The sequence below is a fragment of the Brevundimonas sp. genome (assembly GCF_035627475.1).
GTDB lineage: Bacteria > Pseudomonadota > Alphaproteobacteria > Caulobacterales > Caulobacteraceae > Brevundimonas.
Genome location: NZ_DASPLR010000048.1, coordinates 1 through 13,137 on the forward strand (window position 1 = coordinate 1; position 13,137 = coordinate 13,137).

A 13,137-nucleotide genomic window follows, 5' to 3' on the forward strand; every position below is an offset into this window, starting at 1 on the left:
GCCTCGAAGTTGCCCTCGAACCATTCCACGTGGCTGTCGCCCTCGAAGGCGAGGATGTGAGTCGCCAGGCGGTCGAGGAACCAGCGGTCGTGGGAGATGACCACGGCGCAGCCGGCGAAGCCTTCCAGCGCCTCCTCGAGGTTCTGCAGGGTCTCGATGTCGAGGTCGTTGGTCGGTTCGTCGAGCAGGATCAGATTGCCTCCGGTGGCCAGGGTCTTGGCCAGGTGGACGCGGTTGCGCTCACCGCCGGAGAGCTGCCCGACCTTCTTCTGCTGGTCGCCGCCCTTGAAGTTGAAGCTGCCGACATAGGCGCGTGTGTTGATCTCGCGCTTCCCGACCATCATCACATCGGTGCCGCCCGAAATGGCCTGCCAGATGGTCTCCTCCGGCTTCAGGTCGTCCCGGCTCTGGTCGACATAGGCCAGCTTGACCGTCTCGCCGACGCGCAGCGTGCCGGCGTCCGGCTGTTCCTGGCCGGTGATCAGGCGGAACAGGGTCGACTTGCCGGCGCCGTTGGGGCCGATGACGCCGACGATGCCGTTGGGCGGCAGTTTGAAGCTCAGGTCCTTGAACAGCAGCTTGTCGCCGTAGGACTTCTCCAGCCCCTCGACCTCCAGCACGACATTGCCGAGGCGCGGGCCGGGCGGGATCTGGATGACGGCGTGGGTCTGGGCCGCGCGCATGCTTTCCTGCTCGTCGACCATCCGCTCATAGGCGGCCAGACGGGCCTTGGACTTGGCCTGGCGGGCCTTGGCGCCCGAGCGCACCCATTCCAGTTCGCGGGTCAGGGCCCGCTGGCGGGCCTCGGACTCCGACTGCTCCTGCACCACGCGTTTGGTCTTGGCCTCCAGCCAGCTGGAGTAGTTGCCCTCGTGCGGGTGGCCCTTGCCGCGGTCCAGCTCCAGCGTCCACTTGGTGACGAGGTCGAGGAAGTAGCGGTCGTGGGTCACCAGGATGACGCATCCGGGGAAGTTCTCGAGGTGGTGCTGCAGCCAGGCCACCGACTCGGCGTCGAGGTGGTTGGTCGGTTCGTCGAGCAGCAGCATGTCGGGCTTGCTCAGCAGCAGCCGGGCCAGGGCCACCCGGCGCTTCTCACCGCCGGACAGATTGGTGACCTCCCAGTCGTCGGGCGGACAGCGCAGGGCGTCCATGGCCATTTCGATGCGGCTGTCGATGTCCCAGACGTCGCCGGCGTCGATCTTCTCCTGGAGGGCGGTCATCTCCTCCATCAGCTCGTCGGAATAGTTCTCGGCCATCTCCATGGCGATGGCGTTGAAGCGGGTGACCCACTGCTTCTCCTCGCACCAGGCCTCGACGTTCTCGCGCACGTTCAGGGCCGGATCGAGCTGCGGCTCCTGCTCCAGATAACCGCGCTTGACGCCGTCGGCCGCGCGCGCCTCGCCGGTGAACTCGTTGTCCAGCCCGGCCATGATCTTCAGCAGGGTCGATTTACCCGAGCCGTTGACGCCGACGACGCCGATCTTGGCGTCGTTGTAGAAGCTCAGCCAGATGTTCTCGAAGATCTTCTTGCCGCCGGGAAAGGTCTTGGTGAGACCCTGCATCTGGAAAATATATTGCTGCGCCATGAGGTGCGTCGCGCCCTGTCGTCCGGGGGTGATGGGGAGGTTGGCGCGGGGTGTAGCGACCGCGCGCCGTCAGGGCAAATGACTAGCGATCGGGCAGGGCGGTTTGATGGCGGCGCGCAAGGCCGAAGGACCGGCGGCTCCCCGCCGCCGGTCCGCGAGACTCAGGCGTTATGGCCGCCGTCAACGAGCAGGCCCGAGCCTGTGACATAGGCCGCGCCGGGGCCGGCGAGGAAGGCCACTGCGGCCGCCACCTCCTCCGGCCGTCCATAGCGCGGCACTGCGAGGCCCGGGAGGACGAGGGGCGCGAACGGACCGTCGGCGGGGTTCATGTCGGTGTCTGTCGGTCCCGGACGCACCAGATTGACGGTGATCTCACGCGAGCCGAGTTCGCGGGCCAGGCCGCGCGTGAACGACTCCAGCGCCGACTTGCTCGCCGCGTAGACGGTGATCCCGCCGAAGGGCACCTGTTGTCCGACGTTGCTGCCGATGGTGATGATGCGGCCGCCGTTGGGCATGTGGCGCAGCGCAGCCTGGGTGGTCAGAAAGACGCCGCGCACATTGACGTTTAACAGGGCGTCGATGTCTTCCAGCGGCTGATCGGCGAAGTCTCCCTGCCAGGCGATGCCCGCGTTGTTGACGAGGATGTCGACCCCGCCGAGAGCGGAGACCGCGCCCTCGACGGCGGCGGTGGCGCCCTCGACCGAGCCGGCGTCGGCCTTGATCGCGACGGCGGTGCGTCCCGTGGACCGGATCTCCTCGGCCAGGGCGGCCGCAGCCCCGGCGGAGTTCTGATAGGTGATGGCGACATCGGCGCCGTCGGCGGCGAGGTGCCGGGCGATGGCGGCGCCTATGCCGCGGCTGCCGCCGGTGACCAGGGCGCGTTTGCCGGAGAGGGGAAGGGAAGAGGTCATGCTGGGATCCATTCTGTAACGAGCGCTACAGAACGGCAGATGCGTAGCTTGCTCCCCGGCGTCAAGGGGTTATGTATCGATCCTTCGGAAAGGACGTCCGTAAGGCGCGAATGGCTGGCCGACCCCGCAGTTTCGATCGTGAGCAGGCGCTCGCCCGGGCCATGGAGGTGTTCTGGTCCAAGGGCTATTCAGACGCGTCCATGGCCGAGCTGACCGCGGCCATGGGCATCAACGCGCCCAGCCTCTATGCAGCTTTCGGAAGCAAGGAGCAGCTGTTCCGCGAGGCGGTCGCGCTCTACCAGCAGACCCAGGGCGGGACGGCCTGGGCCTGTATCGACGGGCCGACGCCGGTGCGCGAAGCCATCGAGGGGCTGTTGCTGGCCGTCGCAGAGTCCGCAGCGAGCGGGGACCGGCCCTCGGGCTGCCTCGTGGTCCTGTCCGGCGCCTATCCGGAGAGCCTGCCGAAGGATGTCTGCGCAGATCTGGTCGATCTGCGCCGGCGGAGCCTTGACCAGCTTGAACAGCGCCTGCGCCGCGCGCAGGCGGCGGGCGAGATTGGACCCTCGGCCGATCCCGCTGCGATCGCCGCCTTCTATTCGACGGTGCATCAGGGGATGACCTTCCGCGCCCGCGACGGCGCCCCGCCCGGCGAACTGCGCGCGACAGCCGAGGCGGCCATGCTGGCCTGGGACGCGCTCGCTAGAGGCGTACGTTCTTCAGCCTGAGCGCGTTGGTGACCACGCTCACCGAGGATAGCGACATGGCCAGGGCGGCGATCATCGGCGACAGCACCAGGCCGAACACCGGGTAAAGCACCCCCGCCGCCAGCGGCACGCCCAGGGCGTTGTAACCGAAGGCGAACCACAGATTCTGGCGGATATTCCGGACGGTGGCCTTCGACAAGGCCCTGGCCCGGACAAGGTCATTGAGGTCGCCGGACAGCAGGGTCACCCCGGCGCTCTCGATGGCCACGTCCGCCCCGGCCCCCATGGCCACGCCGACATCGGCGGCGGCCAGGGCCGGGGCGTCGTTGACGCCGTCGCCGGCCATCGCCACGACCCGGCCCGCAGCCCGCAGCCGCTCGACCACGGCGGCCTTGTCGCCCGGCGAGACCTCAGCTTCCACAGTATCGATGCCCAGCCGGTCGGCCACGGCGCGGGCGGTGACGGCGTTGTCGCCGGTCAGCATCACGAGCGTCATGCCCTGGGCGTGCAGGGCGTCGATGGCGGCGCGCGTGGTGGGCTTGACCGGATCGGCGATGGCGAAGGCGCCGGCGAGCACGCCGTCGACCGCGATGAACACCACCGTGGCGCCACCCCGGCGGAGCTCATCGGCCGGACCGGCCAGGGGCGCAGCCTCGACGGCATTGTCCCGCAGATGCCGCGCGGAGCCGATCAGGACGCACCGGCCCTCGATCACCCCGGTGACGCCGCGCCCCACCGGGCTGTCGAACTCCGTCGCCGAGGCCAGTGGCAGCCCGCGCGCCTCGGCGGCGCGGACCAGGGCCCGGGCCAGCGGATGCTCGCTGGAGCGCTCCAGTCCGGCGGCGATGCGAAGCAGGTCGTCGTCCCCGAATCCGTTCGCCGTCCGGATGGCGGTCAGCGCGGGACGACCCTCGGTCAGGGTGCCGGTCTTGTCGACAACCACGACGTCCACCTTGCCGAACCGCTCCAGCGCCTCGGCGTCGCGGATCAGCACGCCGGCCAGCGCCCCGCGCCCCACTCCGACCATGATCGAGATGGGCGTCGCCAGTCCCAGCGCACAGGGACAGGCGATGATCAGTACGCTGACCGCCGCGACCAGCGCATAGGCCAGCCGGGGCTCCGGGCCGAAGGCGCTCCACGCCGCGAAGGCGACCGCCGCGACCAGCGCCACCGCCGGCACGAACCACGCCGCCACCCTGTCGGCGAGCCGCTGGATCGGGGCCCGGCTGCGTTGGGCCTTGGCCACCAGCTGGACGATCTGGGCCAGCAGGGTGTCGGCCCCGACCTTTTCGGCGCGCATGACGAACGAGCCGGTGGTGTTCAGGCTCCCCGCCACCACGGGATCGCCGGCGCCCTTCGTTACCGGCATCGACTCGCCGGTGACCAGCGCCTCGTCCACCGCCGCCCCGCCCTCGACCAGGACGCCGTCGACCGGGATCTTTTCTCCGGGCCGCACTCTCAGCCGGTCGCCGACACCGATGTGTTCGACCGGAATCTCCTCGTCGGACCCATCGTCGCGCACCCGCAGCGCCTGCTTCGGCGCCAGGTCAAGCAGGGCGCGGATCGCGCCCGAGGTGCGCTCGCGGGCGCGAAGCTCCAGCAGCTGGCCAACCAGAACCAGGGTGACGATCACCGCCGCCGCTTCGAAATACAGCGGCGGCTCGCCGTGTGCGTTGCGGAAGTCGGCCGGGATCAGGCCTGGCGCGATCACCGCCACTGTGCTGAAGCCCCAGGCGACCAGCGTGCCGAGGCCGATCAGGGTGAACATGTTGAGGTTCCATGTCTGCACGGAGGCCCAGCCGCGCTCGATGAACGGCCAGCCCGCCCACAGCACGACCGGCGTCGCCAGGATGAACTGGATCCAGCCGGTCCAGCCGTGCGGGACCGGCAGGGCGAGGCCGGACAGGTGCGCGCCCATCTCGATCACGAACAGCGGCGCGGTCAGGGCCGCCGCGATCCAGAAGCGGCGTGTGAAGTCCACGATCTCCGGGTTCGGGCCGACGTCGGCGGTGGCGTCCTCGGGCTCCAGGGCCATGCCGCATTTGGGGCAGGCGCCGGGACCGACCTGCCGCACCTCGGGGTGCATCGGACAGGTGTAGATCGCGCCGGGCGCGACCGGCTCCGGATCGCGCGCGGCCGGATTCAGGTAGCGCTCCGGATCGGCGATGAATTTGGTACGGCAGCCCGGGGAGCAGAAGTGAAACGGCCGGCCGTCATGCGTCGCGTGGTGGCCCGTCGTCACCGGGTCGACGGTCATGCCGCAGACCGGATCGATCGTGGCGCCGCCGCCCGGGGCAGGGGCGTGGCCGGAACAGCAGGCGTGATCGTGCGACATGGCGGTACTCCGGTCTGGACCTCCCAAATATACCCTCTCCGGGTATTGTGCAAATTACCCCCGGCGGGTATACTCCGTGCAAATGGAGCCTGTCATGGACCACCACGACAAACCCAGACTGCTGAACCGCCTGAACCGCATCGAGGGGCAGGTGAGGGGCGTCTCGCGCATGGTCGATGAAGGCCGCTACTGCATCGACGTGCTCACCCAGGTGCGCGCCATCCGCGCCGCTCTCGGCCGCTTCGAGAGCGAGATGCTGAAGGGCCACCTCAATCACTGCATCGAGGACGCCATCGTCTCCGGCGATGCGGAGGCGCAGCGTCGCAAGGCCGCCGAGATCATCCAGCTGCTGGAGCGGGCCGACCGCTGAGGCGGCCGGTTACAGGCGGCCAGGCGTGGAGCCGGCGTCCGGCAGATAACGTCCGCCGACATAGGCGACGGCCAGCCAGAGCGAGGTCCACAGGCTCCAGATCACAACCGCCAGAGAGACGTCGGTGTGGGCCGTCCCGGCGGCGTCGACCTGGCCTATCAGCCCCACGCAGGCCGCCGCCAGGGCAGCCGCATAGACCACGATCCGCGACCATGGCCGGCAGGCCAGCAGGGCCACGGCTCCGACGATCAGCAGGATTCCGGTCAGCAGCCACGGAAACTGCGGCACCCAGAGCCCCAGCGTCATGTGGAAGCCGCTGTACAGCAGAAGGATCACGCCGGTGGCGCGGGGCAGGAGCATGACGGGTCCGTCGCACGAGGTCGGCCCGGGCGGGGCGCGTCCCACCATAGGCCGGTCATCCTTGGCGCCAGCTTAACCGGGAGTATTAACGTCGATGGTCAGGCGTAGTTGAAGCTGACCGAAATCCGCTCGCTCCTGGCGGCGTTGGCCGGCACCTCGTGCCGCAGCCAGCTCTCCCACATCAGGACCGTGCCCGCCTGCGGCGCGAGATAAACGAAGGGCCGCTCGGCCTCGGGCGCGTCCGCGTGCACCGCCGGGCGAGCCATCATCATCGGCAGGCGGGGATCCTCCAGTTTCAGCGCCGAGGCGCCGTCGGGGACCTCGACATAGACCGTGCCCGACAGGAAGGCGTGGGGGTGGATGTGGCCGGTGTGGCCGCCGCCGGGCTTGAGAATGTTGACCCACAGGCTGTCGAGCCGAGGCTTGCGGGCGAGGCTGAAGTTCAGCGCCTTCGCATAGACGGCGGCGTGCCGGTCCAGATGGCGTTTCAGCTCGGCGAACTCGGGCAGGCGGTGCGGCAGGTCGGTCAGGGAGCCGTAGGAGGTGTAGCCCCGGTAGCCATGTTCGCGGCACCACCTCCGTCCGGCCTGGTCCTCGACCGCCAGAATGCGGCAGGCGTCGGCCAGCGCCGCATTGAAGGCGGGGAAGCCTGGGGCGGAGGCCAGGGAGGCTTCATAGACCTGGGTGACGAACAGCGGGCGCAGGGACATGGCGCTTCTCTATCGCGCCGCCGCGTCGTCGTCGCGCACGATCACGCCGTCCTTCATCACCAGCCGGACCGCCCGGACCGCGGCGATGTCCCGCGTCGGATCGCCCTCGACCGCCACCAGATCGGCGAGCAGGCCGGGACGCACCGCGCCCAACCGGTCGTCGATTGCGAAGATGCGGGCATTGCCGGACGTCGCCGCCCGGACCACGTCGATCACGGACATGCCGCCGGCGACCATCAACTCCATCTCCCGGACATTGTCGCCGTGCGGGAAGACGCCGACGTCGCCGCCCATGCACATGCTCACCCCGGCCTCCAGCGCCTCGGCGAAGGCACGGCGCTTGGCCAGCACGGCCTCGGGCGCGGGTTCCTCGCCATTCCAGCCGCGGTAGCGGTTGATCGCGTCAGTCGCCGCCAGGGTGGGACAGAAGGCGACGCCGCGCTCGTGCATCAGGCGGAAGATCTCCGGCGTGCCGGCGTCGCCGTGTTCGATGGTGTCCGCCCCGGCCAGGATCGCCCGTCGCATGCCCTCGGCCGTGCTCGCGTGCACCGCCACCTCGCGCCCGGCCGCATGGGCGGCGGCCACGGCGTCCTCGATCTCCCGCTGGGTGAAGGTCGCTCTACTCGGTTCTCCGGGCCCCCATCGGTAGTCGGCATACAGTTTGACCACGTCCGCGCCGGCGCCGATCTGGCTGCGCACCACGCGCAGCAGGTCCGGCCCGTCGGCCTCCTCGGCGCCCAGCGGAATCGCCACGCCCGGCTCGAATCCCTTCGGACCGTAGGCCCCGGTCGCCACGATGGCGCGGGTCGAGGCCAGGATGCGGGGGCCCGGGATGACCCCCTGGTCGATCGCCCGCTTCAGCCCCACGTCGGCGTAGCCCGCGCCCTCGGTGCCGAGATCGCGCACGGTGGTGAAGCCGGCCATCAGGGTGTCGCGCGCCGCCACCGTGGCCCGCACGGTGCGCAGCGCCAGCGGCTCGTGCAGAACCTGATCGTCCCAACTCGTCTCATTGTAGGGGTGCAGGAACAGGTGCGAATGCCCCTCGATCATGCCCGGCATCAGCGTCAGGCCGGGCAGGTCGACCACGGTCGCCCCCTCCGGCGCGGCCAGGCCGGGCCCGACGGCTTCGATGGTCCGCCCCCGCACCAGCACTGACCAGCCCTCGTGCGGCCGCGCCTCGACCCCGTCGAACACCCGCGCGGGACGCAGCAGCACCGTCTCCTGGGCTGCGGCCGGCGCCGCCAGGGCCAGGCTCAGAAGAAATACAAAGATACGCATCGCGCCGCCCTCGTTCGATCTCGCACTCAAGCGCGGGCCGCGCTGCCCGGCAAGCCGTCACCAGTCCAGCGCCGCCTCGCCCCGCAGGATCGCCTCGGCCTCCGCCGTATGCTTGCCGCCCGACCGGTCGTGCAGCACCAGCGGCGGCAGCAGCCGCAGCGGCGCCTTGCCGGTCTTGATCGCCTGCACCAGCACACGCTTGGCCGGCTCGTCGGCGTAGGGGTGCACCGGTCGCACCGAGAACGACCCCGCCGTCTCGCCCAGCAGGGACAGCAGGTCGGCCAGGCGATCGGCCCGGTGGATGACCACGATCCGCCCGCCCTCGCGCACCGCCTTGAGCAGGAACCGGGCCCACGCCGCCAGGCCGTCATCGGCCATCCACGCCCCGTGCTTGCCGAGGGAGGGGGCTCGCAGGGCGCCCGGATCGTCGAAGAAGGGCGGGTTGCTGATCGCCCGGTCGAACGGCTCCAGCCCCAAGGCCCGGAAGCCCGCCGCCACATCGCCCTCCAGAATCGTCGCATCCGCCGCGTTCAGCGCTGCGTTCTCCCGCGCCAGCGCCGCCATGGCCGGATCGCGCTCGACGCCGGTCAGGCTCACGCCCGGCGTCCGGGCGGCGACCTGCATCAGCACCGCCCCGGCTCCGCAGCCCGCCTCGATGATCCGCTCGCCGGCCTGCGCGCCCGCCGCCGCCGCCAGCAGGGCCGCGTCCATGCCGGCGCGATAGCCCTTCGCCGGCTGGCGCAGCCGGACGCGGCCGCCCAGCAGGGCGTTCTCGACAATGTCTCCGCCTTGCGGAACGAACGATGCGACGGTCACGCGGCTTGACCCTTCATGGCCCGGTCACCATTGTGCGCCGCGTCGCCGCCCTGCAAGCGGCGGTTGGATTTTCAGGCGTGATCCTCCCCCCGCGCCGTGCCCATGAGTTCTCCATTGGACGCTGTCACCGTCGCCCAGTCCCGCTCCAAGGGAGACGTTGAGCCGCTCGTGCGGCTGGCCAAGCGCGACATGTCGGCCGTCGACGCCCTGATCGTCGAGCGTATGCAGTCGCAGGTGCCCGTCATTCCGCTGCTGGCCGAGCATCTCGTCTCGGCGGGCGGCAAACGCCTGCGTCCCCTGCTGACGGTGGCCGCCGCGCGCGCGTCCGGCGCGGCCGACGACATCGACGCCTCGCGCAAGCTGGCCGCGGCCGTCGAGTTCATCCACACCGCCACCCTGCTGCACGACGACGTGGTCGACGGCTCCAACCTGCGGCGCGGCAAGACCGCCGCCCACCTGATCTGGGGCGCGCCGTCCAGCGTCCTCGTCGGCGACTTCCTGTTCGCCCGCGCCTTCGAGCTGATGGTCGAGACCGGCCAGATGCGCGCCCTGGGCATCCTCGCCACCGCTTCCAGCGTGATCTCCGAGGGCGAGGTGCTGCAACTGACCCGCGCCCACGACCTCAACCTCGACCAGGACACCTATCTGCGCATCATCTCGGCCAAGACCGCCGAACTGTTCGCCGCCGCCGCCGAGGCCGGCGCGGTCGGGGCGGGCGCCGACGAGGCGGCGGTTCAGACCCTGCGCGCCTACGGCCTCAATCTCGGCCTGGCCTTCCAGCTGGCCGACGACGCCCTCGACTACGGCGGCACGTCGGAGGTGCTGGGCAAGAACGCCGGCGACGACTTCCACGAGGGCAAGGTGACCATGCCCCTGCTGCTCGCCGCCGCCCGCACGCGCGGCCGCGAGGACGCCTTCTGGGAGCGCACCATCAACAGGGGCGAACGCACCGACGACGACTTCCGCCGCGCCCGCGAGCTGATCGTCGGCACGGGCGCCATCGGCGCCACCCTCGACACCGCCTGGGACTACGCCGCCGCCGCCCAGGAGGCGCTGAAGCCGCTCCCGGCGGGTGAATGGCGCGACGCGCTGGAGCTGCTGGCCGACTTCGCCGTCAGCCGGGCGTCCTAGCGCCGGCGGATAAGGCCGCCGAGAACGCTGCGGAGGGCATCGGCGGGATCGGGAGACCGTTGACGCGAGTCGGGCGTTTCACGTTCCCGGGACCGGCCGTCTTCATCGGCGAGGTCGCTCATGTCCATGCCCAGCATGGTCGTTACGCCGGAGGTGTAGCGGACCTTGACCACATGCTCGATGTTCCAGGTCTCGCGGGCACTGTTCGGCCGCGGCGGATAGCTGAAATTGGCCTCGCCGCCGAAGGCGATCACCCGCAGCATCGACTCGGGCGCCGCCGTCTGCACGGCGCCCGGGATCGGGCAACGCGTGGTCGAGGCCGGCAGCACCACCCCCTGGCGGATCAGGCGCTCCACATCGGCGGGCGACAGTATGTCCGGGATCTGGCCGAACGAGACCGGGACCTCGCTGGAGGTCCAAACCACCATGTCCCCGGCCTCGTTGCTCCCCATCGTCATGGCGAAATAGCCCCGGGCTCCGCCGACAGCGTGCCAGCCCAGCGGTCCGCCATCGGCGACGCCGGTCAGCTGCACGGGATCCATGAAGTCCTGGTCCGCGCCCAGCCGGAAGGCGATGTCCGGCGTGTAGTTGCCGCGGACCAGATGGTCGCCGACCAGTGAGCCGTTCGCGGGAATGGCCTGGCTTGAGCGCTCGTTCGGCCATTCGCCATAGGTCCGGCCCGCCCCCGGCGAGGGAGGCGTCTCCGGCGACACCCGCACCGCTTCCATCAGGGCGGCCATCTGGCTGGCCCCCCGGGCGGGATCGTCGGTAGAAATCTCGATCACCAGCGGCTGGCCGGAACCCGTGGATTCGCCACAGCCGTGATAGATGAGCATCCGCACCCGCCCGCCGTCGCCCCGCGATGGCGGCGTGAAGTCGGAGGGCGGCGGAGCGGGATGGTCCCTCGGCGTGACCAGCGGGAGAATGCCGGTGCCCAGGCCCTGCGGCGGCTGATGCCCGGCGTCGGGCGAGGCGGCCGTTCGCTCGCTCTGCAGCTGCAGGGAGAGGGACTTCTGCACGCCGCCGCCCGACATCATCGCCATCGGGTTGAACCCGGCGCCGCCCGTCGGCAGGCCGGAGCTCGTCCGGACGGTGACCCAATAGGTCGCGACGGGGCCGGTGGTTCGCTGGCCCTGGGCGGGAGCCTGGCCGGCGGAGAGGAGAAGGACGGCCGCGAGGGCGCTGCTGCAGGTGAGGCGGAGCATGGAGCGGATTCCAGACAGCTTCATCGGAACACGTTTCGCAGGATGCGCCGCGTTCCGGCTCCATGGCTAGGCCAATCCGCACACCGCGGGTTTGACCAGGATCAAATCAGGCTGGCGCAGAACCGCTGGATCCGGCGGCAGGCCTCTTCCAGCACATCCTCCGACGTCGCGTAGCTGATGCGGAAATAAGGGCTGAGCCCGAAGGCCGAACCCTGCACCACCGCCACGCCCTCGGCGTCCAGCAGCTCCGTCGCGAAGGTGTCGTCGCCGTCGATCGTCGTTCCGCCCCGGGTCTTCTTGCCGATCAGCCCCTCGATCGAGGGATAGACGTAGAAGGCCCCCTCGGGCGTGGCGCAACGGATGCCCGTCGCCTGATTCAGCATCGACACCACCAGGTCCCGCCGCGCCTCGAAATGCTTCGCCCGCTCGGCGATGAAGTCCTGCGGCCCGTTCAGCGCCTCGACCGCCGCCCACTGGCTGATCGCCGACGGATTCGTGGTGGTCTGCCCCGCCACCTTGCGCATCAGGTCGATCAGCGGCTTCGGCCCGCCGCCGTAGCCGATGCGCCAGCCGGTCATGGCGTAGGCCTTGGACACGCCGTTCACCGTCAGCGTGCGGTCGTACAGATCCGGCGCGACCTGGGCGATCGTGCGGTAGTCGAAATCGCCGTAGATCAGGTGCTCGTACATGTCGTCGGTCAGCACCCAGACCTGCGGGTGGCGGCGCAGCACGGCGGCCAGCGCCTCCAGCTCCGCGCCGGTATAGGCGGCTCCGGTCGGGTTCGATGGCGAGTTGATGATCAGCCATTTCGTGCGCGGGGTGATCGCGGCCTCCAGGGCCTCGGGGCGCAGCTTGAAGCCGTCGGCCTCGTGCCCGACCACCGTCACCGGCTCTCCCCCCGCCAGCAGCACCATGTCGGGATACGAGACCCAGTAGGGCGCAGGCACGATCACCTCGTCGCCCGGCGAAAGCGTCGCCACGAAGGCGTTGTAGATCACCGTCTTGCCGCCCGGCGCCACGTGGATCTGGTCGGTCCCGTAGGACAGGCCGTTCTCGCGCTTGAACTTGGCCGCCACCGCCGCCTTCAGCTCGGGGATGCCGTCGACGTCGGTGTATTTGGTCTCGCCGCGCCGGATCGCGGCGATGGCGGCTTCCTTGATGTTGTCCGGCGTGTCGAAGTCCGGCTCGCCGGCGCCGAGCCCGATCACGTCGCGGCCGGCCGCCTTCAGCTCGCGGGCTTTGTTGGTCACGGCGATGGTCGGCGAGGGCTTGATGCGCGACAGGCGGGAGGCGAGGATCGACATGGTCTGCCCCTAAGGATCGATGGTGGAAGGTGCGGCCGGGAAAAACGGCTCGCGACATTACGACCGACCCTGGATCGATGCAAGGGCGCGCGGCCCGGCGGGGCACCGTTCCGGGGGCGGGGCCGGCAGATTGTCCGCGCCCGCGATCATTGGCTCTTGAAGGCGGGGGGAAGCACGGCTAAGAGGGTGCGAATCAGCGGACCTCACAAAACAATAAGGACGCGTCAGCCATGCCCGACAAGCAGTTGCTCCACCTCGTCTTCGGCGGCGAACTCGTGCGCCCCGACAGCCAGCAGTTCGTCGATCCCAAGAAGCTCCACATCGTCGGCATCTTCCCGAACTACGACGAGGCCAAGAAGGCGTGGCGCGGCGCCACCGGCGCCACCATCGACGACGCCCACATGCGCTATTTCATCGTGCACCTGCA

At 70.1% G+C, this 13,137-nt stretch carries 13 protein-coding genes; 4 read left to right on the forward strand and 9 right to left on the reverse strand.

Annotated features, from left to right (window positions below; genetic code table 11):
• On the reverse strand, positions 1-1,586 hold a 1,586-nt coding region (gene ettA / locus VEA62_RS13840; protein WP_324822841.1), incomplete at its 3' end, for an energy-dependent translational throttle protein EttA.
• A 161-nt stretch (positions 1,587-1,747) separates the two neighbouring features.
• Complete coding sequence (locus VEA62_RS13845; RefSeq protein WP_324822843.1) at positions 1,748-2,497, reverse strand: 3-oxoacyl-ACP reductase family protein; 750 nt, start codon at positions 2,495-2,497, stop codon at positions 1,748-1,750.
• 110 nt (positions 2,498-2,607) lie between these two features.
• Here VEA62_RS13845 and VEA62_RS13850 point away from each other — a divergent pair, with 110 nt between their 5' ends.
• On the forward strand, positions 2,608-3,222 hold the full coding sequence (locus VEA62_RS13850; RefSeq protein WP_324822845.1) for a TetR/AcrR family transcriptional regulator: 615 nt from the start codon (positions 2,608-2,610) through the stop codon (positions 3,220-3,222).
• Here VEA62_RS13850 and VEA62_RS13855 read toward each other — a convergent pair.
• The gene (locus VEA62_RS13855) at positions 3,197-5,536 is read right to left on the reverse strand and encodes a heavy metal translocating P-type ATPase (RefSeq protein WP_324822848.1); all 2,340 of its coding nucleotides are present in this window, start codon (positions 5,534-5,536) and stop codon (positions 3,197-3,199) included. The two genes, VEA62_RS13850 and VEA62_RS13855, sit on opposite strands and share 26 nt — an antisense overlap.
• A 94-nt stretch (positions 5,537-5,630) precedes the next feature.
• On the opposite strand from VEA62_RS13855, the gene VEA62_RS13860 reads away from it, so the two are divergent.
• Positions 5,631-5,906: a metal-sensitive transcriptional regulator gene (locus VEA62_RS13860; protein ID WP_324822850.1), complete on the forward strand. Its 276-nt coding sequence runs from the start codon at positions 5,631-5,633 to the stop codon at positions 5,904-5,906.
• A gap of 9 nt (positions 5,907-5,915) precedes the next feature.
• On the opposite strand, the gene VEA62_RS13865 is transcribed toward VEA62_RS13860, so the two are convergent.
• From VEA62_RS13865 to VEA62_RS13880, 4 genes are all read right to left on the reverse strand, one after another.
• Positions 5,916-6,266, reverse strand: coding sequence for a hypothetical protein (locus VEA62_RS13865; protein WP_324822851.1), 351 nt, complete (start codon positions 6,264-6,266; stop codon positions 5,916-5,918).
• A gap of 98 nt (positions 6,267-6,364) precedes the next feature.
• On the reverse strand, positions 6,365-6,976 hold the full coding sequence (locus VEA62_RS13870) for a TIGR02466 family protein (RefSeq protein ID WP_324822853.1): 612 nt from the start codon (positions 6,974-6,976) through the stop codon (positions 6,365-6,367).
• Positions 6,977-6,985: 9 nt separating this feature from the next.
• Positions 6,986-8,254, reverse strand: coding sequence for an amidohydrolase family protein (locus tag VEA62_RS13875; RefSeq protein WP_324822855.1), 1,269 nt, complete (start codon positions 8,252-8,254; stop codon positions 6,986-6,988).
• A gap of 57 nt (positions 8,255-8,311) precedes the next feature.
• Complete coding sequence (locus VEA62_RS13880) at positions 8,312-9,070, reverse strand: tRNA1(Val) (adenine(37)-N6)-methyltransferase (protein WP_324822857.1); 759 nt, start codon at positions 9,068-9,070, stop codon at positions 8,312-8,314.
• A 114-nt stretch (positions 9,071-9,184) separates the two neighbouring features.
• On the opposite strand from VEA62_RS13880, the gene VEA62_RS13885 reads away from it, so the two are divergent.
• On the forward strand, positions 9,185-10,201 hold the full coding sequence (locus VEA62_RS13885; RefSeq protein WP_414641908.1) for a polyprenyl synthetase family protein: 1,017 nt from the start codon (positions 9,185-9,187) through the stop codon (positions 10,199-10,201).
• Here the strand turns inward: VEA62_RS13885 and VEA62_RS13890 are convergent.
• On the reverse strand, positions 10,198-11,406 hold the full coding sequence (locus VEA62_RS13890; protein WP_324822859.1) for a hypothetical protein: 1,209 nt from the start codon (positions 11,404-11,406) through the stop codon (positions 10,198-10,200). The two genes, VEA62_RS13885 and VEA62_RS13890, sit on opposite strands and share 4 nt — an antisense overlap.
• Before the next feature lie 101 nt (positions 11,407-11,507).
• Positions 11,508-12,710, reverse strand: a complete 1,203-nt coding sequence (locus VEA62_RS13895; protein WP_324822861.1) for a pyridoxal phosphate-dependent aminotransferase — start codon at positions 12,708-12,710, stop codon at positions 11,508-11,510.
• Between the two features lie 230 nt (positions 12,711-12,940).
• Between VEA62_RS13895 and VEA62_RS13900 the strand changes: the two genes are divergently transcribed.
• The coding region (locus VEA62_RS13900) for a DUF4170 domain-containing protein (RefSeq protein ID WP_324822863.1) at positions 12,941-13,137 on the forward strand (197 nt) is incomplete at its 3' end.